Source organism: Paramixta manurensis, assembly GCF_013285385.1.
GTDB classification, from domain to species: Bacteria; Pseudomonadota; Gammaproteobacteria; order Enterobacterales; family Enterobacteriaceae; genus Paramixta; species Paramixta manurensis.
In genome coordinates, this window is record NZ_CP054212.1 from 3,401,058 (window position 1) to 3,425,424 (window position 24,367).

Below are 24,367 nucleotides of genomic sequence, written 5' to 3' on the forward strand. Positions count from 1 at the left end.
TAAACCCGATAATGGAACGCGACGTATCCCTATTCTCTCTCCGTGACGCAATCGATTACGTCACCGTGCCGTATTATGCCAAATTCCAATAAAAAAGGCCGGAATAAATCCGGCCTTTTTTCGATTACTTGCTGAGTGCCGCCTCGAATACCGACACCAACGCATCGTTCTGGGACTGCGTTAAGACATGCCCCTTCGGATCGATAAACTGCAAGCTACTGCGGTTATCAAGGTCGCCAACCTGCAGTTTATAATCGCCGTTAGGCAACTGCGGGTCTTTCGCGCCAATTTCATCCCACGTGCTGCTGCCCGGTGCTTTATAGGTCACCGCCAGGCTACCTTGCGAACGATTGCTGTCCGTCACTTCCATACCGACACGTTTCAAAGCCGCAGGCAGACGTTGCCAAACGGTATTGAATGGCGCGCGCAGGATCAGATCCGGTAAGCCGGTATCATCCGCGCCGCTCTGCACATCAATTTGCGCCGAACTACGGTTAGCGGCGGCGTCCTGACGCGCGGTTTCCATTTTGTCCAGACCGGTACTGATATCATTCAACATCTGCGCGGTATAACGCTGCACCTGAGTCGGTGACGTCACGTCTTTGCCGGATTGCTGCAGTTGCAACAGACGAACCGTCAGCGCCTGCTGATAACCCTGTTGCTGCACGCTAATCTGATAACGTCCGCGATACTGATTATCTTCATCCGCACGGTTCCACTGCACCCAGTCGGTAGTCAGTTGCTGGCTGGCATCCTGACGTTCAGCAATCGGGAACTTGTACGACTGCACGACATTAACAACCTGCGGCCAGATTGAACCATCACGCCCGCTATCCACCATCAACACGCCGCTATTCCCTGAGAACTGGGTGCGGGTACCGTTCATTAATGCCAGCGGCTGCGCAGGCGGACGAATATCAAGCTGTTTGCCTACCTGGCCATTAGCAGCGGTAGAAGGAATATCATACTCGCCGTTTTGCAGCGGCAGAATCATCCCTGCCGGCGGGGTTAAATCCTTCAGCCCATCGGCCTGTAAATAGGACTCATCACCGCTAACCTGACGCTTATAGCGCTGATCGTTGGAACACGCCGCAAGCAACATAATTGTCGACAGCCCAATAACCTTAACAACCGTGGACTTCTTTACTGAGTAAGCCATCAAAACTCCCTAATTTACAGCAGACCGGCTTGCTTAAGCGCCTGCTCTACAACCGGACACGCTGCCTCGGTAATTGGCGTCATTGGCAGACGCAGCGTATCGGTTGCGATTAACCCTAATTGTTTCGCGGCCCATTTCACTGGAATTGGATTGGGTTCACAAAATAGTTTTTGATGCAGCGGCATCAGGCGCTGGTTCAGGCGGCGCGCTTCGGCGAAATCCCCCTGCTGCGCCAACGCGCACAGTTGCGCCATCTCACGTGCGGCAACGTTCGCCGTCACCGAAATCACGCCCTGCCCGCCCAGTTGCATGAAGTCCAGCGCGGAAGCGTCGTCACCGCTGACCAGCACGAAGTCATCATCAACCAGCTCTTGGATCTGACTAACACGCGATAAGTTCCCGGTCGCTTCCTTGATTCCAATAATATTTTTAATTTTCGCCAACCGGGCAACGGTTTCAGGCAACATATCACAACCGGTACGCGACGGGACGTTATACAGCATTTGCGGCAGATCGGTACTCTCGGCAATGGCCTTAAAATGCTGATACAACCCTTCCTGCGTTGGGCGATTGTAATAAGGCGTCACGGTCAGGCAGCCTACCACACCCGATTTTTCGAAACGTCTGGTCAGAGAAATACCTTCCGCCGTCGCATTAGCGCCGGTACCGGCAATCACCGGAATACGCCCATCGGCCAACTCCAGCGTCAGCATAACCACATCACCATGCTCATCATGGCTCAGCGTGGCGGACTCGCCGGTGGTTCCAACGGAAACAATCGCTGCGGTTCCGCTAGCGACATGATAATCGATTAGTTTTTTTAAGCTCGCCCGGCAAACATTACCTTTAACATCCATTGGCGTAAGCAGCGCAACAATACTTCCCGTGAACATTGACCATCCCCTCCACAAACAAGTGCTTCATGGTACGTTTGACGGGCAGGGAAAAGCAAGCGAACCAAGCCGTAAGGCGCTTGGCAGAGGGTATTTTTTATGTTTACCTTAAGCGTATAAATCTTGCTTATGCTCGACATAATTCGAATTAACAGGAAACCCCATTTTGCCTCAGACACCGCAACATCATCTGGTTATTACCGCGCTAGGCGTCGATCGCCCAGGCATCGTGAATACAATAACCCGTCACGTCAGTAGCTGCGGTTGTAATATTGAAGATAGTCGCCTGGCGATGCTGGGCGATGAGTTCACGTTTATTATGCTGCTTTCCGGCACCTGGAATGCCATTACGCTGATCGAATCGACGCTGCCGCTGAAAGGCGCCGAGTTGGAGTTGTTGATCGTGATGAAACGCACCAGCGCTAAAATACAGCCGCCGATGCCCGCTACCGTTTGGGTGCAAGTGGAGGTGGATGACTCACCGCATATTATTGAACGCTTCACCGATCTGTTTGATTCGCATCAGATGAATATCGCAGAATTGGTATCACGTACCCAGCCGGCGCAAGAAAACCGGCCCCCTTTACTCTATATTCAAATTACGGCGCATAGCCCGGCGAGTCAGGATGCCTCATTTATTGAGCAGGCTTTTAACCGGCTATGTACAGAATTGCATGCGCAAGGCACTATTAGCGTGGTGAATTACCCACAGCATGAAGAAAAAATTGGAGAGAAGTGATGAATCCACTGAAAGCCGGTGATATCGCACCGAAATTTAGCTTGCCCGATCAAGATGGCGAACAAGTAAATTTGACCGACTTCCAGGGACAGCGGGTTTTGGTTTATTTCTACCCGAAAGCCATGACGCCAGGCTGTACTGTTCAAGCCTGCGGTCTGCGCGACAATATGGACGAATTGAAAAAAGCCGGTGTGGAAGTGTTAGGCATCAGCACCGATAAACCGGAAAAACTGTCTCGTTTCGCTGAGAAAGAACTCCTCAACTTCACCCTACTGTCTGATGAAGATCATCAGGTTTGCGCGCAATTCGGCGTGTGGGGTGAGAAGTCATTTATGGGCAAGACTTACGATGGCATCCACCGCATTAGCTTTCTGTTAGACGGTAATGGCAAAGTAGAAAAAGTTTTTGATGATTTCAAAACCACGAATCACCACGATATCGTGATGGATTACCTGAAATCTGCCTAACCTGTCGGTCCGGGCGGGATCACTATCGCCCGGACATTTTGTTACTCGTCATCCAGTAATAGTGTATCCGGCCAGGCATGCACCACCGCTTTTACTAGCGTTGCCAGCGGAATGGCGAAAAACACGCCCCAGAACCCCCACAACCCGCCGAAAATCACTACCGAGAGAATAATCACCAGTGGATGTAAATTCACCGCCTCGGAAAACAGCACCGGGACCAATAGGTTACCGTCCAGTGCCTGAATGATCAGATACACCACCAGCATGGTCCAGAAATCACCGCCCGCGCCCCATTGAAACAGGCCAACGCAGATAACCGGAACTGTCACTACCATCGCGCCGATGTAAGGAATCAGCACCGAAAAGCCAACCAGCACCGCCAACAGCAACGCATAGTTCAGGCCGAGCACCGCAAAACCTATCCAGGTAGCAACCCCAACCACCACCATTTCCAGCACTTTGCCGCGAATATAGTTGGTGATCTGCTGGTTCATTTCGCTCCAGACCTGGCCGGCCAACCCGCGATTGCGTGGTAAAACGCGTCGAACCGCATTCAGAAAATGCTGTTTATCTTTCAACAGAAAGAACACCATTAGCGGCACCAAAATCAGGTAAATCGCCAGGGTTAACAGACCAACCAATGAGGCCAGCGAGTATTTCACCACCGAATCGCCCAGCCCGGTAAGACGGCTACGCAGGTTCTCGACAATAATATCAATAATGCCCGCATCAACCAGCGCCGGGAAACGACGCGGCAAACCGGCGGCAAAGTGATAAAGTTTGTTCAGCATATTCGGCATATCGCGTGTGAGGTTGATGCCCTGCTGCCAGGCTACCGGCGCCACAACCAGCACCATTAGCAGTAAAATACCGGCAAACACGGTCAACACCAACGCCGTCGCTACCGTGCGCGAACAGCCCATCCGCTCTAGCCGCACCGTGGGCCATTCAAGCAAATAGGCCAACACCATCGCTACCAATAGCGGTGCCAATAACCCGCTGAAAAAGAACAAAATACCAAATGCCGCAACCAGAATGATTAGCAGCGCAATAGCCTGTGGATCGCTAAAACGACGACGATACCACTGGAGTAATAATGCCCACATGGCGTTTCCTTCACTGATGTGTGCCGAGGGTTAAGCAGTGTAGCCGAAACTCACCGATACAGCGTAATCGCTTAGTGATGAGAAAGCTCTGTCTCACCGCTTTCATGGGGCGCAAGGTGCACCATCACGACCCGATTGCGTCCGGCTCTTTTCGCCTGATAAAGCGCGCTATCCGCGCGTTTAAATGTTTCATCCATATCTTCACGCTCCGTTTGCCACAACGCGACGCCAACCGAAATCGAAATGCCTTCCACCGGCGCAACCTCGGTATGCTCAATGGCCTGCCGTACCCGTTCGGCAATCGCTCCGGCTATTTCAAGATTTGCGCCGGGCAAAATCATTAAAAACTCTTCGCCGCCATTACGGCAGACCACATCGGTTTGTCGCGCGCTACGCTCCAACTGGCGAGCCACCGAAATAATGACGCGGTCGCCAACGTCATGCCCCCAGTCATCATTCACCCGCTTAAAATGGTCGATATCCACCGCTAATACCGCAAAGGGTTGGCGCGTGGTAAGGAAATACTCCAGCACCGCGTTCAGCCCGCGGCGGTTTAACAGTTGCGTCAGCGGATCGGTTTGCACCTCAAATTTGAGACGTCCGATTTTGTCCTGCAACAGACCGATCCCAATCAATAGAGCCCGTTTCATTTGCGCCGCTTCGAAATACCAGGAGCGGATAGCATTAATCTCTTTTGATACCCCGGCAGTGTCCATCTGGCTAGCCTTACGTGCCAGTTGCCAAAGCGGTAAAGCAATCCATCTTGCCAGTAGCCAGGCGGCGATTAATGTCAGTAAAGCCAACGGCAATGAGTGACGAACCACTTTCAGCAACAAACTGGAAAGCGGCTCCAGCGTAACCTCGGTGGGTTTAACCGCAATAATCGTCCACCCTGAAGCGGGCACCGTCGCGTAGCCAGCCAATAGCGCGGTGCCATCGGCCTTCGCCACCTGTTGGTAGCCGTTCGGTTGCTCTTTACGTTGCTGAGGCGTGATAAGCGGCGCAATGGTTTTCCCGACCAAGTTATCATTTTGATGGTAGAGCACGCGGTTATCTTCATCCATGACATACAGCGAAGAGCCGTCGCGATAGTACTGATTTCTCAGCAAATCATTCAGGATACTGTCTTTCTTTAAATAGAGCGTGCCGCCAACGTAACCCAGATAAGCGCCCGATTTTGACCACAGCGGATAAGAAATAAAGATCACCAGATTATTCGCCGCCGACATATTCGGCTTACTGATTAATGGCTTACGCTCAGATAACGCTTGCCGCGCGCTGGCAGAGTTCAGTTGAACGCCTTCCAACATCAGCGACTCGGGTGAAATTGCCCGCACCATACCATGCGCATCAACAATCGCGACCGAGTTAAAGCTGTTGGTCTGTTGACGCAGACGGCTGACTTCCGCATTCAGTATGTTCTGGTCATCAAAATGGTCGTCAAGGATTTTGGCGCTCCAGGCCAGTTGCGATTGCGCCTGACTGAAGAACAACTCGGTAGTGGAAGCCAGTTTGGTGGCGTAAACCCGGTTCGCCTCCAGAGTATTATTTATCAACACGCCGCGCTGAACGCGCCACGTGGCATACAGTGAGTTCGCAAGCGTAATGACAATACTGGCAATAGCCAGCAACGTAATCAGCGTACGCAGGTCCGTTTTCGGCCTCAGTAGCCTCAACATGAACCGAGTCCTGAATCAATTAACATTATTTTCACGCCATTAAGAGAGGCATTTATTTTTTTTGCAAAGGGTTCGCAATGCGTGTGTTTGCCCTGGTGAAGGACCGTACAATTGTACACGGCATGTACGGTTTAGGAACATGTAGTTTAAAAGCGCCAATAATTTATTTATTCCTTGCGCCAGCGCCGATAAAAAACAGACGCTACGCCTGAGACGGCATTTCTTTATGCCCCACCCCTGGTTAAGATAGCGACCAGAGCGAAAACATCGGGCGGCAACCGAGAACGATTACGCGTATGACCTGTCAAAACCATGGTCTCTTGAAAGGGAACGGAAGTATGCTTAAGCGGTTAAAGAAAAGTCTGTTTGCCTCTTTTTTGGCGACGCTGCTGGCAGGCAATGCGTTACCCACGCACGCGGATGTCGCCGACTCGCTGCCGGATATTGGCACCACGGCGGGCGGCACGTTATCAATCAATCAAGAGTTGCAGATGGGCGATTTTTACGTCCGCCAACTGCGCGCCAGCGCGCCGCTGATTAATGACCCACTGCTTAATGACTACATTAATCAGTTAGGCCAACGTCTGGTTGCCCATGCCAACTCGGTACGCACTCCCTTCCATTTCTATCTGATCAGTAACGATGAGATTAACGCCTTCGCCTTTTTCGGCGGCAACGTCGTTTTACACTCCTCGTTATTTCGTGTGACCGACAATGAGAGCCAACTGGCTTCAGTAATGGCGCACGAAATTTCCCACGTTACCCAACGCCATCTGGCTCGGGCGATGGAAGAACAGCAACGCAACGCGCCATTAACGTGGGTGGGCGCATTGGGTTCTATTTTGCTGGCGATGGCGAGCCCGCAGGCCGGGATGGCGGCATTGACCGGTACGCTCGCCGGTTCGCAACAGGGCGTGATTACCTTCACACAGGGCAACGAACAGGAAGCAGATCGCATTGGCATTCAGGTGCTACAACGGGCGGGTTTTGACCCACAGGCAATGCCGAACTTCCTGCAAAAGTTGGCCGATCAATCGCGCTTTGCCTCCAAGCCGCCGGAAATCTTGTTAACTCACCCACTGCCGGATAGCCGTTTGGCTGATGCGCGTAACCGCGCCAATCAGATGCGCCCGGTGGTGGTGCAATCTTCGCAGGATTATTACATGGCGAAAGTACGTGCGCTGGGCATGTACGCCGCCGGGCGCAACCAGCTTACCGATGAGATGTTGAACGATCTGAGCAAGGGCAATACGCGTGAGCAGCAAGCCGCGCAGTATGGGCGCGCCGTTCAATTCTTGCAGGCGAAAAGCTTCGATAACGCCAAAAAGATTATCGCCCCGCTGCTAGCCGCGCAGCCTAATAATGTCTGGTATCTCGATATTATGACCGATATCGATATTGGCCTGCATCAACCGCAACAGGCGGTCACGCTACTGAAAGCGCAAAAAATCGCCGATAACCCGGTGCTCCAGCTTAACCTGGCCAATGCGTATGTTGAAAGCCAGCAACCTGCCGCCGCCAGCCGTCTGCTGTATCGCTATACCTGGTCACACCCGGATGACGCCAACGCATGGGATCTGCTGGCGCAAGCTTCAGCGGCGCAAGGCCTACGCGATGAGGAGTTGTCCGCACGGGCGGAGGGGTTGGCATTAAATGGGCAACTCGCTCAGGCAATTACCGCGCTAAGCAGCGCCAGCGCACAGGTTCCGCTCGGTAGCTTAAAACAGGCGCGCTACGATGCGCGCATCGACCAGTTGCGCCAGTTACAACAGCGTTTCCGTCAGTATCAGAAAGGCTGATAACCCATTGGTAAAAGGAACATTATGGCCAAGGTAACCCTCTATCATAATCCGCGCTGTTCAAAGAGCCGCGAAACGTTGGCATTGATACAGCAGCAAGGAATTAAACCCGAAGTAGTGTTATATCTTGATACGCCGCCGGATGTCAGCGCGCTAAAAACGCTGCTTCAGCAACTCGATTTTACGCATCCTCGCCAACTGATGCGCACCAAAGAGGAGTTATATACCACCCTTGGGTTGGCGGAAGAAAATAACCAAGACGCGTTACTACAGGCGATGGCAGAAAACCCAAAACTGATTGAACGGCCGATTGTGGTTGCGAATGGAAAAGCGCGCCTCGGTCGCCCGCCTGAACAGGTGTTACCGATTTTGTGAGGGGGGCTGCCGCTAAAGCGCGAGCGTCTCTTTCACGAACGGGATGGTGAGCTTGCGCTGGGCAGAAATAGAGGCGCGATCCAGTTTGTCCAGCGTCACAAACAGCGTGCGCATTTCCCGATCCAGCCGTTTAAGCAGAAAGCGCCCCACATCTTCCGGCAATTCAAACCCACGTAGCCCGGCGCGTAACTGTAGCGCCTGCAATTTATCTTCATCCGAGAGCGGTTGCAGCTTATAGATTTGCCCCCAATCGAGGCGCGAAGCCAAGTCCGCCAGTGTTAAATTTAACTGGCGCGGGGGGCGATCGCCAGTGATTAAGAGCCGGGTTCTGCCGGTTTCCAGGATCCGGTTGTAGAGATCGAAAATCGCCATTTCCCACTCATCCTCTCCGGCAATGCACTCGATATTATCAATACAGATCAGCGCCAACTGTTCCATACCATCCAACACTTCCGGCACAAACCAGGTACGTTTATCCAGCGGCACATAGCCTACCGCTTCGCCGCGCGCCGACATTTCCGCACAGGCTGCGTGCAGCAAATGACTGCGCCCGCCGCCCTCGCGTGACCAGAAATAGAGATAGCTGCCATGTTCCTGGCGCAACGCGGCATGTAGCGCCGCCAACAATGACGGATTTTCCCCCGGCCAAAAGCTGGCGAAGGTTTCATCATCGGGTAGATAAAGAGGCAGTGAAAGTTGTGCCGGCGTGTTCAGAAGCACCTCAAGTGTGAACGGGCAGAAAACAGCAACAGTTTATCATAACTTTTATGCCGGAATGAAACGGGCAGCATCGGCTGCCCATCGTACTTATTGCGCGGTGTCTTCTTCCGCGTCCAGCACCACTTCTTCCGGACGTAATACGCTGATTAATTTAAAAATCAAACTCAGCGCCACACCCACTACCGTGGCTAATGCCATTCCTTTTAGCTCTGCGGCGCCAATATGCACCTTGGCGCCGCTGACGCCGACTATCAAGATGACTGAGGTCAGGATCAGGTTCTGCGCTTTGTTATAATCCACTTTCGATTCAATCAATACCCGAATCCCCGAAGCGCCAATCACACCGTACAACAGTAACGATACGCCGCCCATTACCGGCACCGGAATCGCCTGGATCGCGGCCGCCAGCTTACCGACGCATGAGAGCAAAATCGCCAAAATCGCCGCCCCGCCAATCACCCATGTACTGTAAACGCGTGTAATTGCCATCACGCCGATATTTTCGCCATAGGTGGTATTTGGCGTAGAGCCAAACAAGCCGGAAATGATGGTTGAGAAACCGTTGGCAAACATCGAACGGTGTAAGCCCGGATCGCGAATCAAATCCCGCTTCACAATATTGGCGGTCACCACCAAATGCCCGACATGCTCCGCAATGACGACCAACGCCGCCGGTAAGACGGTGAAAATGGCGAACCATTCGAAGCGCGGCGTATAAAAGGTCGGCAACGCAAACCAAGGCGCATTGTAAACCGGCGTCCAATCCACCAGCCCCAGCGCAAATGATAATATGTAGCCAACCACTACGCCGATCAGGATCGGGATGATGGCGAGGAAGCCGCGAAAAAGCACCGAGCCAAAGACCGTGGCGCCTAACGTCACCAGTGAAATCAGAATGGTTTTGTTATCGACCGATGCGCCATCGGCAGGTAGCAGCCCGGCCATATTGGCCGCCACGCCAGCCAGTTCGAGACCAATGACCGCCACTATCGCGCCCATTGCCGCCGGAGGAAACATCACATCAATCCAGCCGGTTCCGGCCTTTTTAACAATAAAAGAGACCAGGCAGAACAACACGCCACACATAATGAAACCGCCCAGCGCCAGTTCATAACCCAACGGCAACAGCAGTAAGACCGGAGAAATAAAAGCGAAGCTGGAGCCGAGATAGGCCGGGATTTTACCTTTACAGATAAACAGATACAGCAGCGTACCAAACCCATTAAACAACAACACCGTCGCCGGGTTGATGTGAAACAAAATGGGTACCAGCACCGTTGAGCCAAACATAGCGAAAAGATGCTGAAGGCTTAACGGTATCGTTTGCAACAGCGGTGGACGTTCGTTAACGCCAATCGCGCGACGCGTCATAATGATCCCCTTGAGATGGTTTTTTTATTAAAAAAAAGCCGACTCTATTGGTCGGCTTAAAAGCAAATTATTTGGTTCCGAAAATCTTATCGCCCGCGTCACCGAGGCCGGGAATAATGTACCCCTTCTCGTTTAAACCACGGTCAATAGAGGCGGTATACAGTTCAACATCCGGGTGTGCTTTCTCCAGCGCCGCGATCCCTTCCGGCGCCGCCACCAACACCAGCACTTTGATACTGGTACAACCGGCTTTCTTCAGCAGATCGATGGTAGCAATCATTGAACCGCCGGTTGCCAACATCGGGTCAACCACCAACGCCATGCGCTCTTCAATGTTTGATACCAGCTTCTGGAAATAAGGTACCGGCTCCAGCGTCTCTTCATCGCGGTAAACCCCGACCACGCTGATACGTGCGCTGGGCACATTTTCCAGTACGCCTTCCATCATGCCGAGACCGGCACGCAAAATTGGCACCACGGTAATCTTTTTACCTTTGATCTGGCTGATTTCAACCGGGCCGTTCCAGCCTTCAATGGTCACCTTCTCAGTTTCCAGGTCGGCCGTCGCCTCATAGGTCAACAAACTGCCCACTTCTGATGCCAATTCACGAAAACGCTTGGTGCTAATATCGTTCTCACGCATCAGGCCCAGTTTATGTTTGACGAGCGGGTGTTTGACTTCCACGATCTTCATTGTTGTTCTCCCGGAGTGGTTGGCGGCAAAAAAAATCGCGGGATTATACCGCCTTTTGTTTTACACGCCATATGACTTAAGGCAATTAAGATCAAAAGCGTCGGGTTTAGATAAGAATTGACTAAAAAATAGCGTAGCGCAACGGGGAGAAAGATGGCGCTCGCAAACGTTTGCCTGCGCTGATAGAATTGCCGCGCTTCATTTTCAAACCACCAACCGCAAACGCGTGGGGATTTCGCAGTGACCGACAAAACCTCTCTCAGCTATAAAGACGCCGGTGTTGATATTGATGCCGGTAATGCGTTAGTCGATCGTATCAAAGGCGTAGTGAAAAAGACTCGTCGCCCGGAAGTGATGGGTGGCCTGGGCGGTTTCGGCGCGCTTTGTGCGCTGCCGCAAAAATACCGCGAACCGGTGTTAGTCTCCGGTACCGATGGGGTTGGCACTAAACTGCGCCTGGCGATGGATTTGAAACGCCATGACAGCATCGGTATCGATTTGGTGGCGATGTGTGTGAATGACTTGGTGGTTCAGGGCGCGGAACCGTTATTTTTCCTTGATTATTACGCCACCGGTAAACTGGACGTTGACACTGCCTCAGCGGTGATTAGCGGCATCGCCGAAGGCTGCTTGCAGTCGGGTTGCGCGTTGGTCGGTGGTGAGACCGCCGAGATGCCAGGCATGTATCACGGTGAAGATTATGACGTGGCGGGTTTCTGCGTTGGGGTGGTGGAAAAGTCGGAAATTATTGATGGCAGTAAAGTCCGCGATGGCGATGTGTTGATCGCTTTAGGCTCCAGCGGCCCGCACTCCAATGGTTATTCGCTGGTGCGTAAGATTCTTGAAGTCAGCCAAACCGATCCCCTCACCCGGCAGTTAGAAGGCAAGCCATTGGCCGACCATCTGCTGGCGCCGACACGTATTTACGTCAAAAACATCCTTAACCTGATTGCGCAGGTGGATGTGCACGCTATTGCCCACCTCACTGGCGGTGGCTTCTGGGAGAATATTCCTCGCGTGCTGCCGGAGAATACGCAGGCGGTACTGGACGAATCAAGCTGGCAATGGCCGCCGGTGTTTAGCTGGTTACAGCAGGCGGGCAACGTTAGCCGCTTTGAGATGTACCGTACCTTTAACTGCGGCGTAGGAATGGTGATTGCGCTGAGTCCGCAAGACGCGGATAACGCCCTGCAGTTGCTCACCGCCGCCGGTGAAAAAGCGTGGAAAATCGGTGTGATTAATGCTTCTGATGCCGATGAGCGTGTGGTTATCAACCCATGAAACGCATAGTAGTGCTGGTTTCAGGTCACGGCAGTAACCTTCAGGCGATTCTGGATGCCTGCCAGCAACAACGGATTAACGGCAGCGTGGCTGCCGTATTAAGTAATAAAACCGACGCGTTTGCCCTAGAGCGCGCGCGGGAAGCGGGCATTGTGACGCACGCATTAAGCGCCTCACAGTTCGTTGATCGCGCAGCATTTGATCGGCAGTTAATGCGTGAAATTGATGCCTATGCGCCACATCTGGTGGTGCTGGCAGGCTATATGCGCATCCTAAGCCCGGCCTTTGTCGCCCATTATCATGACCGTTTACTCAATATCCACCCCTCCCTGCTGCCTAAATACCCCGGCCTACACACTCACCGGCAGGCGCTGGAAAACGGTGATGAAGAACATGGTACCTCGGTACACTTTGTCACCGATGAGCTGGATGGCGGCCCGGTTATTTTACAGGCCAAAGTGCCGGTGTTTCCTGACGATAGCGAAGAGGATATTACGGCGCGCGTGCAACATCAGGAGCATGCGATTTATCCCCTGGTGATTGGTTGGTTTGTTGAGGGGCGCTTACAGATGCGCGATAACGCCGCCTGGCTGGATGGCAAAAAGTTGCCGCCGCAGGGTTATGCATTTGAATAACTAAAGCGGGTTGAGCGTGCTGCCTGCCGTAGAGGCAGCCACGCCTGGCCGGTTACCCATAACGCCCGGTAATATAATCCTCGGTACGGCGCTGTTGTGGCGCGGTAAACAGACGGTCGGTTTCGGCAAACTCTACCAAACTCCCCTGATGCATAAAGGCGGTATAGTCCGATACACGCGCTGCCTGCTGCATATTATGCGTCACTAAAATCAGCGTAAAATGCTGCTTCAAGGTGGTCATTAACTCTTCAATTACTAACGTCGAAATCGGATCAAGCGCCGAGGTAGGTTCATCCAACAGTAGCACCTCCGGCTCAATCGCTATCGCCCGGGCAATAACTAACCGCTGCTGCTGGCCGCTGGAGAGCGTCAGAGCATTTTGCCCGAGGTTATCTTTCACCTCCGGCCACAGCGCCGCCGCGCGCAACGCGCGTTCTGCCGCCTCATTCAAAATGCGACGATCGCGAACGCCCTGTAAACGCAGCCCATACACCACATTTTCATAGATCGATTTAGGAAACGGATTCGGACGTTGAAATACCATTCCCACGCGGCGACGTAATGCTGTCGCATCACTACCCGGCTGCATAATCGCCTGGTTACCAAGGAAAATGTCCCCGCTGATCCGGCAATCATCAATCACATCGTTCATCCGATTAAAACAGCGCAACAGCGTCGATTTACCGCAACCGGAAGGGCCAATTAATGCGGTGATACGCCGCCGGGGAATAGCTAATGAAATGTCATTCAGCGCCTGTTTTTCGCCATACCATAACGAAAGGCTTTTTAGCTCCAGCGCATTATCAATTGCGGTAGTCATGAGGGTTTCCAACATTATTGCACTAATGCGCGATAACGCTCGCGCAGACGATGACGAAGCCCCATCGCCGTCAGGTTAAGGCCCAGGATAATTAACACCAATAGCAATGCCGTGGCATACACCAGCGGACGATCGGCTTGTGCATTCGGGCTTTGAAACGCTAAATCATAAATTTGAAAGCCAAGGTGCATAAATTTACGGTCAAGATGCAGGTAAGGGAAAATACCGTCCACCGGCAGTTCCGGCGCTTGCTTCACCACCCCCACCAACATCAGCGGCGCTGTCTCTCCCGCGGCGCGAGCAACCGCTAAAATTAACCCGGTCAACATCGCCGGTAGCGCCAGCGGCAAAGTAATATTCCATAACGTTTCGGCGCGTGTTGCGCCCAACGCCATCGCCCCGTGGCGCAAGGTAGCCGGAATACGCGACAACCCTTCTTCCGTGGCAACAATCACCACCGGTAAGGTCAACAATGCCAGCGTTAACGAGGCCCAAAGTAACCCCGGCGTGCCAAACGTGGGGTTGGGTAATGCGGCGGGAAACAGTAATTGATCGAGCGTGCCGCCAATCAACCAGACGAAAAAGCCCAGCCCAAACACGCCGTACACAATCGACGGTACGCCTGCCAGATTAACCACTGCGATCCGCACCAACCGTGTCAGCCAGTTACGTCCGGCATATTCATGCAGCCACACCGCAGCGATAACGCCCAACGGCATCACCACCACCGACATCAATATCACCATCAGCACGGTGCCAAAAATCGCCGGAAAAACGCCGCCATCACTCTGCTCGTTGTGCGCCGAATCGCTAACAAAATGCCATAACTGCAGGCCAAAATGTCGCCACTTTTGCCCGAGGGTCATATCGTTGGGATACCAGGCATCCACCACCTGCGTAAGGGGAATACGGTGTTGTTGGCCGTCGGCATCGCGCAACAGTAACGCATTACTATTGCTTTTCGCCATCACTGCCGCCAATTGCGCCGCCTGCGCCTTGAACTGCCGACGGAGTTCAGCGCGATCGGCCTGATAAACCGATTGCACTTGCGCATCATATTGGCCGGTTTTGCGCTGGGCTACGGCTTGCGCATCCAGCGTCTCGATCTGCGCGCTAAGGCGCGCCATTTCAACGTGACGAAGACGCTGCGCCTGCGCCATTTGTATCCGCGTTAATTGCAACCGCTGTTGCAACGCCTGGCGCATATTGCGCGCGGTTAAGGTTAAATCACCATCACGTAGCCCGTCGAACCAACCATACGCCATGCCCCCCACGCGCCGTTGTAACGCAATTACCTCTAACGGTCGTGTGCTATCAACCACTTGCGTAGAGAGGAAGGAGCGAAAATCCGGCGCCGCGAAATCGCGATTACCGGTTTTTAATAAAATACGCGTTACCCGTGGCGGCAGAGCCTGTGCCGCCGGAAAACCACTTTCAGCCAGGTAGTCGCGCGTGAGCGTTTGTTGCCCGGCGATCTCGCCCAGCCAGCGCGTATTGGTACCTGGCGATTGCTTTAAGGTAAACAACGTCACCGGCTGCGGCCAGAAGCCGCGCAACCCCTGCCAGGCAAGTAACCCGATCAACAGTACAAATGCCAGCAGGCTAACGGCGACAGCCCCGGCGGTTAACCAACGCCAGCGATCATTTTGGTGAATGGCACTCATCCCTGTCCCTCATGTTGGCTGTAACGCTGGCGTAAACGCTGACGAACCACTTCCGCCAGCGTGTTCACCACCAACGTGAACAGCAGCAGAACCAGTGCGCTAAGAAACAGAATGCGATAATGCGCGCTGCCCGCCGCAGCTTCCGGCATCTCCACCGCAATATTTGCCGAGAGCGTTCGTAGGCCCTGAAACAATCCCCCTTCGGTACGCGGCGTATTCCCGGTCGCCATCAGAACAATCATCGTCTCACCCATCGCGCGCCCGAAACCGATCATCAAGGCGGCAAAAATACCCGGCGAGGCGCCAGGCAACACCACGCGTGACAGCGTTTGCCACGGCGTTGCGCCCAGTGCTAACGATCCTTGCCCCAATGAAGCTGGCACGCTAAAAATTGCGTCCTCAGCCAGCGTAAAAATTAACGGGACCAGCGCAAACCCCATCGCGACGCCGGCCACCAGCAAATTGCGTTGCGCGTAGTCCTCAGAAAGCCGTTCAGCCATTCCACGCCCGAATATAGCGCTATCCAACAGCGGGAACAGCCATAAGCAGAGCAGCGACATCAGCAATAGCAACGGGATTAAGAGTAATGGCTCTCGCCCGGCGGCGAAAAACCATTGACGCCAGCGAGCAGGCAAACGACGCGCGCCCCATCCGCACAACAATAACGTCAGCGCCAGCATAAACGGCAATGCCAGCACACCAGCCAGATGGTTAGCTACGCGCGGCGCCAGCCACAGACCGGCAATCAACCCTACCACTACGCTTGGCAAGGCTCCCATCATCTCAATCGCCGGTTTTATCCAACGTCGCAGGCCGGGCGACATAAACCATGCGGTATAAATGGCCGCCGCCAATGCCAGCGGCATCGCAAAAAGCATCGCCAGCAGCGCCGCCTTCAGCGTGCCGACCACCATTGGCACCAAACTAAACTTGGCTTGATAATGATCCTCTGCCGAGGTAGCTTGCCAGGTCCAGTCGGGCTGCGGATAGTTCTCATACCATACTTTTTGCCACACACTGCGCCAGCTTACATCGGGCCATGGATTATCCAACTGCCAGTATTGCCACAGCCCGTCACGCTCGGTCAGCAAACCATCGCCCGCCGGTGTAAAACGGGCCTGAGTAATGCCGGGCGGCAAGTGATGGTGAAAAATCGCCTGATCTTGTTTACTGGCAAACAATGATAACGCGCCTTGTGGGCTGATAACGGCAAATACGCGCCGTTGTGGTTCACTGACCACCAAACCCGTGCCGGTGCCGGAAAAACGACGAATATGGTTGAGATGTGGGCCGGTTTCGCTGGCAATATCAAACCACTGACTTACGCCGGTCGGCCCGGATAACAGTAATGAATGCCCGCCGCTCAGCAACGTCATGCGCTCAACGGGCTGATGTAAGGTAATGGCATCGCGCAGGGTTGGCTTCTCGGTATCAAGACGCCAGACGCGCAGTAGATTGCCGCTCAGCGCGAACAAGAGTTTACCATTCGGCGCCACCAGCAGTTGACGGGTGGCCGGGTTATCAATCCGTTGGCGCTGTATTGGTTGATGGGGCGCCAGCCAGCCGAGAGTAATCTGTGTGGCATTAGCCGCTGCCGCCAGCCAGCGCCCATCAGCAAGGTGCGCTAACGCCGGATGTTGTAATCCGCCCTCGCCCAGGCTTAATGCGCCATCGCCGAGCGGAAACTTCCAGCGCGGCCCGCCAGGATCGGAAAAATCGGGCTCAATCACGCGGATACCGCCAGCAGGCGTCAGCAACATCACCGCCTGATTATCCGCCGTGCTTGCCGCAGCGATCACCTTGTCCGCCAGCCGTAGCGCCGGTTCCGCCGGTTCGCCATTCAGCGGAATAAACTGCCCGATGCCTTGATTATCAATACGCCAGCCCCAGCGGCCTTCCGCTCCCAACGCTAGCGCGGGCTGGTTTTGCCATAACTGCTGCGTAATACCGGCGTGGATAGACGGTGCGCTAAATAACGGCAATACCACCCAAATTAACCACAGGAACAGCAACAGCATCACACCTAATACCCCAATGCCGCAGGCGGTGACGAAACGCCGCGTCATCCGGTCAATAAAGCGCCGACGCCTGTCGCTAAACTGTACGGGTATATGGTTATCAATCATCGGTGCGCGGCAGTCCTGTAAAGATAGAGCCGCTATGTTGCCCGTAGCCGCCTGATATGACAACAGTTGAGGTTGGACAATGCTGCCATACTCTCGCCATAATGATAACGGACACTGGATACCCTCGTCCTGAATCAGCCAAACGGAGCCATAATGGGTCAGGAAAAGCTATACATCGAAAAAGAACTGAGCTGGTTATCCTTCAACGAACGCGTTTTGCAAGAGGCGGCGGATAAAACCAACCCGCTGATTGAGCGTATGCGTTTTCTCGGCATCTATTCCAACAACCTTGATGAATTTTATAAGGTTCGTTTTGCCGATCTGAAACGACGTATTTTAATTGGCGAAGAGCAAGGTTCCGCAAGCCAGCCGCGCCACCTGTTAAAAAAGATTCAGCAACGCGTGATGAAGGCCGATCAAGAATTTGATGGGTTGTATAACGATTTGCTGCTGGAAATGGCGCGCAATCAAATTTTCTTGATTAACGAACGCCAGCTCTCGCCTAACCAACAAATCTGGTTGCGGCGTTACTTTAAGCACCAGTTACGCCAACACATTACGCCGATCCTGATTAATCACGACACCGATCTGACCGAGTTTCTGAAGGACGATTACACCTACCTGGCGGTTGAGATTATTCGCGGCGACGATATTCGCTATGCGCTGCTTGAGATCCCATCAGATAAGGTTCCACGCTTCGTCAATCTGCCGCCGGAAACGCCGCGCCGCCGCAAGCCGATGATCTTGCTGGATAATATTTTGCGCTATTGCCTTGATGATATTTTCAAAGGTTTCTTCGATTATGATGCGTTAAACGCCTACTCGATGAAAATGACGCGCGACGCCGAGTACGATCTGGTTACCGAAATGGAATCCAGCCTGCTGGAGTTAATGTCGTCCAGCCTGAAACAGCGTCTCACCGCCGAACCGGTGCGGTTCGTATATCAACGCGATATGCCAGACGAAATGGTTGAGTTACTGCGCGCCAAGCTGAATATCTCTAACTATGATTCCATCATCCCTGGTGGGCGCTATCATAACTTCAAAGATTTCATCAGTTTTCCAAACGTTGGCAAAGCCAATCTGGTCAATAAAGCATTACCGCAATTGCGTCATATCTGGTTTGACGCCTTTCGCAATGGCTTCGATGCCATTCGGCATCGCGATGTCCTGCTCTACTATCCGTATCATACCTTCGAACACGTCCTTGAATTGTTGCGTCAGGCGTCGTTCGACCCCAGTGTACTGGCGATAAAAATCAATATTTATCGTGTGGCGAAAAACTCACGCATTATTGATGCGATGATCCACGCCGCCTACAACGGTAAAAAAGTCACTGTGGTGGTGGAGCTACAGGCGCGTTTCGATGAAGAAGCGAATATTCACTGGGCCAAACGGCTTACCGAAGCCGGTGTACACGTTATTTTCTCCGCGCCGGGGCTGAAAATTCACGCCAAACTGTTCCTGATTTCACGCCGTGAAGGGGACGAAGTGGTGCGTTATGCGCATATTGGCACCGGTAACTTCAACGAAAAAACCGCCCGCCTCTACACCGACTATTCTCTGTTAACCGCCGATGCGCGCATTACTAACGAAGTGCGCCGGGTATTTAACTTTATTGAAAACCCGTATCGCCCGGTCAGCTTCGATTATCTGATGGTTTCGCCGCAAAACTCGCGGCGTATGCTCTATCAACTGATTGATGATGAAATCGCTAATGCGCAAAATGGCCGACCAGCCGGGATTACCTTAAAGGTCAATAATCTGGTAGATAAAGGGCTGGTTGATCGCCTGTATACCGCCTCCAGCGTAGGGGTAAAAGTCAATTTATTGATTCGTGGCATGTGCTCGCTGATTCCTGATCTGGAAGGCATCAGCGAAAATATTCGCGTCATCAGTATCGTTGACCGCTATCTGGAGCACGATCGCGTCTATATTTTTGAAAACGGCGGCGATAAAAAGGTGTTCCTCTCCTCCGCCGACTGGATGACGCGCAATATTGATTATCGGATTGAAGTCGCGGTGGCGGTGCTCGACCCGGTGCTGAAACAGCGCGTTCTGGATATTATCGGCATCCTGTTCAGTGATACGATGAAAGCCCGCTTTATTGATAAAGAACTGAGTAACCGTTACGTACCGCGTGGAAATCGCCGTAAAGTGCGCGCGCAATTGGCGATTTACGATTACATCAAATCTCTGGAACAACCTGAATAATTCACTATGCCAATATCCCATAAGAGTACGCCAAAACCGCAGGAGTTCGCCGCTATCGACCTCGGTTCCAATAGTTTCCACATGGTGATAGCCCGCGTGGTGGATGGCGCCATGCAGGTCTTGGGCCGGTTGAAGCAGCGGGTGCATCTGGCCGACGGCCTGGATGCCAATAATGTGCTAAGCGAAGAGGCGATTCAGCGTGGCCTCAGTTGCCTTACGCTGTTTGCCGAACGTTTACAGGGGTTCAGCGCTGCTAACGTTACCATCGTAGGTACCCATACGCTACGCCAGGCGGTGAATGCTGAAGAGTTCTTGCAGCGCGCCGCCGAGGTGATCCCCTACCCGATAGAGGTTATCTCCGGTCACGAAGAAGCGCGTCTGATTTTTATGGGTGTAGAACACACTCAACCGGAAAAGGGCCGCAAGCTGGTGATTGATATCGGCGGTGGCTCAACCGAGCTGGTCATCGGGGAGGATTTTGAACCGAAGTTAGTGGAAAGCCGCCGGATGGGTTGCGTGAGTTTTGCGCACCTCTATTTTCCCGCCGGAACCATAAGCAAAGAGAACTTCCGCCGCGCCCGCCTCGCCGCCGCGCAAAAACTGGAAACGCTGGCATGGCAATATCGTTTACTGGGCTGGCAATTCGCCCTCGGCGCTTCCGGCACCATTAAAGCCGCTTGTGAAGTGCTGGAGGCGATGGGCGAAAAAGATAAACTGATCACCGCGGAACGGCTGGAAAAGCTTTACGAGGAAGTGATCAAATATAAATCTTTCGACTCGCTCAGCCTGCCGGGCCTCTCGGAAGAGCGCAAAGTGGTCTTTGTGCCAGGACTTGCGATTCTCGCCGGGGTTTTTGATGCGCTGGCGATCCGTGAACTGCGCCTGTCTGACGGTGCGCTACGTGAAGGCGTGCTGTATGAAATGGAGGGCCGTTTCCGCCACCAGGATATTCGTAGCCGCACCGCACAAAGCCTCGCCAACCATTACAATATCGACAGCGATCAGGCGCGGCGGGTACTGGAAACTACCGACCAGCTCTATTTACAGTGGGAACAGCAAAATCCGAAACTGGCAAATCCACAACTGGCCACGCTATTACGCTGGGCGGCAATGCTGCACGAAGTGGGGTTAACCATCAACCACAGCGGATTACAACGCCACTCTTCCTACATCCTGCAAAACACCAATATGCCGGGCTTTAATCAGGATCAACAGTTGCTGTTGGCAACGCTGGTACGCTATCACCGTAAGGCGGTAAAAGTGGATGAAATGCCGCGCTTTACGTTATTTAAGAAAAAGCAATTTTTACCGCTAATCTTTTTATTGCGCCTGGGGACGTTGCTGAACAATCAGCGCCAGGCCACCTGTAAACCGGCCTCTTTACAGTTAAGCACCGACGACGGTCACTGGAGGTTACGCTTTCCGGAGGGGTATTTCAGCCAAAATACCCTGGTACAGTTAGACCTTGAGCGCGAGCAGTCTTATTGGGAAGACGTCACGGGCTGGAAATTGATGACAGAAGAGGAACCGGCCGCACAGTAACCGGCAGAAGATAACGATGACAACTTTACGACCTGAAAATTACTTCACCGAGAAATACCAGCTCACCGCGCCGCATTCTGAAATTGTTGCTGCGCTACCGCAGCTCACGCCCGGCAAAGCGCTGGATGTTGGGTGCGGTAATGGGCGCAACTCGCTGTATCTCAGCCAGCGCGGTTTTGATCTGACCGCTTGGGATAAAAATCCGGCCAGCATTGCACGGCTGAATCAGATTATCGAAGCAGAGGGTATTACCAATATTGATACGGCGATACGCGATCTGAACGACCACCGGTTTAATGGTGCCTGGGACTTGGTGTTCTCTACGGTGGTGATGATGTTTTTACAGCCGGAAACCATCCCGCAATTAATCGCCGATATGCAGGCCAGCACGGTGAAAGGTGGTTACAACCTGATTGTCGCCGCCATGGATACCGAGGATTTTCCCTGTGTCGTGCCTTTTCCATTTACCTTCAAATCCGGTGAGTTGAGCGATTATTACCGTAAATGGCATATCGTGAAATACAACGAGCATGTCGGGCAGTTACATCGCACCGATGAAAACGGCAACCGCATTCGCCTGCGTTTCGCCACCTTGTTGGCGCAAAAAACGCCGCCTGCCGATTATTAATGACTGGCGCCGCTGGCCTGGCTCAATCCAGACAGCGGCATCGCCTGACCGATCGCCGTTCCTTGCAAGTAATCCACGCCCATGTTTTTCAAGGCCGCAGCGACGGGCTGCTCCTGCACCTCCATCGCCACAACCTGCATTTTTTTCAACCGGGCAAGGCGACATATTGATTCAACTATCTGGTAATCAAGGCTGCTGTTTAAAATATTCCGCGCTAAACCGCCGTCAATTTTTAACATATCCGCCTGCACGTTATTAAGCCGCAAATAACTGGCATAACCGGCACCGAAACCATCAATAATCACGCGGCATCCGATTTGTCGTAGCCGAATCATGGTCTGATTGCCCCAGTAAACATCGCTCAGAACCGGGGATTCTGCGACCTCAATAATCAACTGCCAAGGTTCAACACCTCGCTCTGCCAGCATCGCGCCAATTTCATTCGCCAAGTGAGGCCGGCAGAAACTGGTGGCAAACAGTTTCACCGCCAACCGTGCCGCTGGCAGCGTTTCGCGATGTGTGGCAATAAAGTCGAGAGTTTGCGCTAATAACCAGCGATCAATTTCCCATGTCATACCGCATTCATGCACCACCGTTAAAAAGCGTGCGTGTTCAATCAGTTCGCCATTGCTATCAACCATATTTAGCAGTACTTCATGAAAATCATCGCCGCGCGTCCCCTCTATCCGCTGCGCCATCAGGACAAACCCGCCCTCTTGTAGCGCACGCTGCACCGCTTGCAAGGTGTTAACTTTTTCCTGGGTGGTTTGCAGCGTTGATACACTTCCCTCTTGCAACTGTTCCGCCCGACGACTGTGCAGCGACACTTCCGCCAGCGCACTCATCTCTCCCAGCAATTCATGTAACTGGCTGACCGGTGGTTTGATATGGCAGTAACTAACGCCAACCTCGGGTTGCAGCGGTAAGCCATCCCACAGCAGGCGATAATCGTTTAATGCGGCCGCGATCTCCTCAACCCGTAACGCATAGGCGCTCTTTTCCAGTCGTAGCGCCAAATCAAACCCCGGTAACTGATAGACGCCCTCGTGCGGTTGTAGCTGCGGCCTTAAATGTGCCGCCAATCCCCGTTTGTACTGTATTCGTAGTTGCAGACCATAAGTCCGACTGAGGAGATCCAGTTCGGGGATACGCAAAAAACAGAGTGTTGAATGAGGGTGGCGGCTTAGCTCACCGCTCAAGGCACGCAGATTCGGTAAATCGATGATGGGATCGATCAACGCCGCGCGGCGTGTTTGGCTGATAATACGCCGCTGCCGCGTTCCGCTGGTAGAAAGGATGATTAGCGTAAGGGTAAAGATCAGTAGATTAGAAAAAATCACCGCCAAATGATTATACATCGCCGGGTTAACCAAAAACTGCTCACGGAACTGAAACAGCGTAATCAGTACCAATGACCAACTCAGCGAGGTCAGTAAATAACCAAAACGTGTCGCAGACCACAGCATGGTTGGCAGCAGTAGCATCATGGCATAATCACCGACCCGCACATGGTCTAACACGGTACTTAACCAGCCAAAAACCATCAGCAGCAAACATAGCAGCCCTAGCCAGCAAGCAATTTCTGGCGCGGACACCTCTTCGCTAACTTGCCGCTTCATACGTTGGAACAGTTGTCGGGCAAAACGCGGATCGCGCAGGATACGAATCACGCAGTAGTACAGCGGCGTCATCGCCATGCAGGAGAGCAGAAAAGACTGATAGTTAATCAATGTGCGTAGCGTAAAAGGATCGCGTGACACCACCGCAGCACTTTCCGGAATAACGCCTAACGTCACCATCAATTGCAACAACATTACCGACAGCGTCGTCAGCAAGAAACTGAGCCAGAACAGACGGGCGGAAAGTACGCGCCACGCGCCGACCGTAACCCCCCAACGTCGCCCGGCCTGCAAATGGTAGCCAAGCCAGCAGCAGCTCAGGTTAATGATAAAAATCAGGCAAGTGGTTAACGCATGGCCTGGCGTAAACAGGTTGAAATAGCGTAGCGCCAACGCGAGTGTGATGCCCGGCAGCGCCAGCCAGTCAAACACCATCAGCATTGCCACCATCATCGCCATTGGCAAATAAAACAGATAGACATGCCCTTCCGGCAACTGCAAGCGCGTGGAAAAAAAGCTGGAAAGCGGCAACAGCGTGAGTGAGATAACCATCGGTAATCCCCACCATTTAGTGCCAAGAGTTTTAAGTAACGCGTATTTATGCATAAGAAGGTTTACTGCCAGTAACATCATCAGGATTGGGGAAATCTGGGGCGGCGCAAGAAAAGCAAGGATATAGTAGGCATCCGGGCAGAAAAAAAGTTGATATAAATCAATTTAGTTCCGTTTTTTTCCACTGCGTTATAACCTGCTTTCCAATAAATCGCGATAACTTGTGCGCTTTCTGCCGCGAATAGTCGCTCATGCATTGACCTCTTGCGTCGGCTGTGCCTAAA

The 24,367-nt window shown here is 53.0% G+C and carries 20 protein-coding genes; 9 read left to right on the forward strand and 11 right to left on the reverse strand.

The window, feature by feature from the left end; translation table 11 throughout:
- Positions 1–124: 124 nt before the first annotated feature.
- The gene (gene bamC, locus PMPD1_RS16465) at positions 125–1,159 is read right to left on the reverse strand and encodes an outer membrane protein assembly factor BamC (RefSeq protein WP_173635064.1); all 1,035 of its coding nucleotides are present in this window, start codon (positions 1,157–1,159) and stop codon (positions 125–127) included.
- Between the two features lie 14 nt (positions 1,160–1,173).
- Complete coding sequence (gene dapA, locus PMPD1_RS16470) at positions 1,174–2,052, reverse strand: 4-hydroxy-tetrahydrodipicolinate synthase (RefSeq protein WP_173635065.1); 879 nt, start codon at positions 2,050–2,052, stop codon at positions 1,174–1,176.
- 166 nt (positions 2,053–2,218) lie between these two features.
- On the opposite strand from dapA, the gene PMPD1_RS16475 reads away from it, so the two are divergent.
- Together PMPD1_RS16475 and bcp are read left to right on the forward strand one after the other, a co-directional pair.
- Positions 2,219–2,791 carry a glycine cleavage system transcriptional repressor gene (locus tag PMPD1_RS16475; protein ID WP_173635066.1) on the forward strand — a complete coding sequence of 191 codons (573 nt, stop codon included), beginning with the start codon at positions 2,219–2,221 and terminating at the stop codon, positions 2,789–2,791.
- On the forward strand, positions 2,791–3,258 hold the full coding sequence (gene bcp, locus PMPD1_RS16480; protein WP_173635067.1) for a thioredoxin-dependent thiol peroxidase: 468 nt from the start codon (positions 2,791–2,793) through the stop codon (positions 3,256–3,258). The genes PMPD1_RS16475 and bcp overlap by 1 nt, the downstream gene beginning before the upstream one ends.
- Before the next feature lie 41 nt (positions 3,259–3,299).
- Here bcp and PMPD1_RS16485 read toward each other — a convergent pair whose 3' ends face one another.
- Together PMPD1_RS16485 and PMPD1_RS16490 are read right to left on the reverse strand one after the other, a co-directional pair.
- Complete coding sequence (locus tag PMPD1_RS16485; protein WP_173635068.1) at positions 3,300–4,364, reverse strand: AI-2E family transporter; 1,065 nt, start codon at positions 4,362–4,364, stop codon at positions 3,300–3,302.
- A 71-nt stretch (positions 4,365–4,435) separates the two neighbouring features.
- Positions 4,436–6,043 (reverse strand): sensor domain-containing diguanylate cyclase, encoded by a 1,608-nt coding sequence (locus tag PMPD1_RS16490; protein ID WP_173635069.1) that lies wholly within the window; start codon positions 6,041–6,043, stop codon positions 4,436–4,438.
- Positions 6,044–6,381: 338 nt separating this feature from the next.
- On the opposite strand from PMPD1_RS16490, the gene bepA reads away from it, so the two are divergent.
- Both bepA and arsC read left to right on the forward strand, forming a co-directional pair.
- Positions 6,382–7,842: a beta-barrel assembly-enhancing protease gene (gene bepA, locus PMPD1_RS16495; RefSeq protein ID WP_173635070.1), complete on the forward strand. Its 1,461-nt coding sequence runs from the start codon at positions 6,382–6,384 to the stop codon at positions 7,840–7,842.
- Positions 7,843–7,866: 24 nt separating this feature from the next.
- Complete coding sequence (gene arsC / locus PMPD1_RS16500) at positions 7,867–8,217, forward strand: arsenate reductase (glutaredoxin) (protein WP_173635071.1); 351 nt, start codon at positions 7,867–7,869, stop codon at positions 8,215–8,217.
- A gap of 12 nt (positions 8,218–8,229) precedes the next feature.
- On the opposite strand, the gene hda is transcribed toward arsC, so the two are convergent.
- From hda to upp, 3 genes are all read right to left on the reverse strand, one after another.
- A complete protein-coding gene (gene hda / locus PMPD1_RS16505; RefSeq protein ID WP_354292922.1) occupies positions 8,230–8,931 on the reverse strand; it encodes a DnaA inactivator Hda in 702 nt (233 codons plus the stop codon).
- 93 nt (positions 8,932–9,024) lie between these two features.
- On the reverse strand, positions 9,025–10,308 hold the full coding sequence (gene uraA, locus PMPD1_RS16510) for a uracil permease (RefSeq protein ID WP_173635073.1): 1,284 nt from the start codon (positions 10,306–10,308) through the stop codon (positions 9,025–9,027).
- 67 nt (positions 10,309–10,375) lie between these two features.
- Entirely contained in the window at positions 10,376–11,002 is a 627-nt protein-coding gene (gene upp, locus PMPD1_RS16515) for a uracil phosphoribosyltransferase (RefSeq protein ID WP_173635074.1), read from the reverse strand.
- Between the two features lie 240 nt (positions 11,003–11,242).
- Between upp and purM the strand changes: the two genes are divergently transcribed.
- Positions 11,243–12,283 carry a phosphoribosylformylglycinamidine cyclo-ligase gene (gene purM / locus PMPD1_RS16520; RefSeq protein WP_173635075.1) on the forward strand — a complete coding sequence of 347 codons (1,041 nt, stop codon included), beginning with the start codon at positions 11,243–11,245 and terminating at the stop codon, positions 12,281–12,283.
- Positions 12,280–12,918 carry a phosphoribosylglycinamide formyltransferase gene (gene purN, locus PMPD1_RS16525; protein WP_173635076.1) on the forward strand — a complete coding sequence of 213 codons (639 nt, stop codon included), beginning with the start codon at positions 12,280–12,282 and terminating at the stop codon, positions 12,916–12,918. The genes purM and purN overlap by 4 nt, the downstream gene beginning before the upstream one ends.
- Before the next feature lie 52 nt (positions 12,919–12,970).
- On the opposite strand, the gene pstB is transcribed toward purN, so the two are convergent.
- The 3 genes from pstB to PMPD1_RS16540 are packed head-to-tail and all read right to left on the reverse strand — an operon-like array spanning position 12,971 to position 17,528.
- Complete coding sequence (gene pstB / locus PMPD1_RS16530; protein ID WP_173635077.1) at positions 12,971–13,738, reverse strand: phosphate ABC transporter ATP-binding protein PstB; 768 nt, start codon at positions 13,736–13,738, stop codon at positions 12,971–12,973.
- Between the two features lie 14 nt (positions 13,739–13,752).
- A complete protein-coding gene (gene pstA, locus PMPD1_RS16535) occupies positions 13,753–15,402 on the reverse strand; it encodes a phosphate ABC transporter permease PstA (RefSeq protein ID WP_173635078.1) in 1,650 nt (549 codons plus the stop codon).
- Positions 15,399–17,528: an ABC transporter permease subunit gene (locus tag PMPD1_RS16540; protein WP_173635079.1), complete on the reverse strand. Its 2,130-nt coding sequence runs from the start codon at positions 17,526–17,528 to the stop codon at positions 15,399–15,401. The genes pstA and PMPD1_RS16540 overlap by 4 nt, the downstream gene beginning before the upstream one ends.
- Positions 17,529–17,681: 153 nt before the next feature.
- Here PMPD1_RS16540 and ppk1 point away from each other — a divergent pair, with 153 nt between their 5' ends.
- Genes ppk1 through tehB form a run of 3 tightly spaced genes read left to right on the forward strand, consistent with a single transcriptional unit; the run spans position 17,682 to position 21,912 of the window.
- Complete coding sequence (gene ppk1 / locus PMPD1_RS16545; RefSeq protein WP_173635080.1) at positions 17,682–19,742, forward strand: polyphosphate kinase 1; 2,061 nt, start codon at positions 17,682–17,684, stop codon at positions 19,740–19,742.
- 6 nt (positions 19,743–19,748) lie between these two features.
- Positions 19,749–21,284 (forward strand): exopolyphosphatase, encoded by a 1,536-nt coding sequence (gene ppx, locus PMPD1_RS16550; RefSeq protein WP_173635081.1) that lies wholly within the window; start codon positions 19,749–19,751, stop codon positions 21,282–21,284.
- Between the two features lie 16 nt (positions 21,285–21,300).
- Entirely contained in the window at positions 21,301–21,912 is a 612-nt protein-coding gene (tehB, locus tag PMPD1_RS16555; RefSeq protein ID WP_173635082.1) for a tellurite resistance methyltransferase TehB, read from the forward strand.
- On the opposite strand, the gene PMPD1_RS16560 is transcribed toward tehB, so the two are convergent.
- On the reverse strand, positions 21,909–24,083 hold the full coding sequence (locus tag PMPD1_RS16560) for an EAL domain-containing protein (protein WP_354292664.1): 2,175 nt from the start codon (positions 24,081–24,083) through the stop codon (positions 21,909–21,911). The genes tehB and PMPD1_RS16560 overlap by 4 nt on opposite strands.
- Positions 24,084–24,367: the final 284 nt, after the last annotated feature.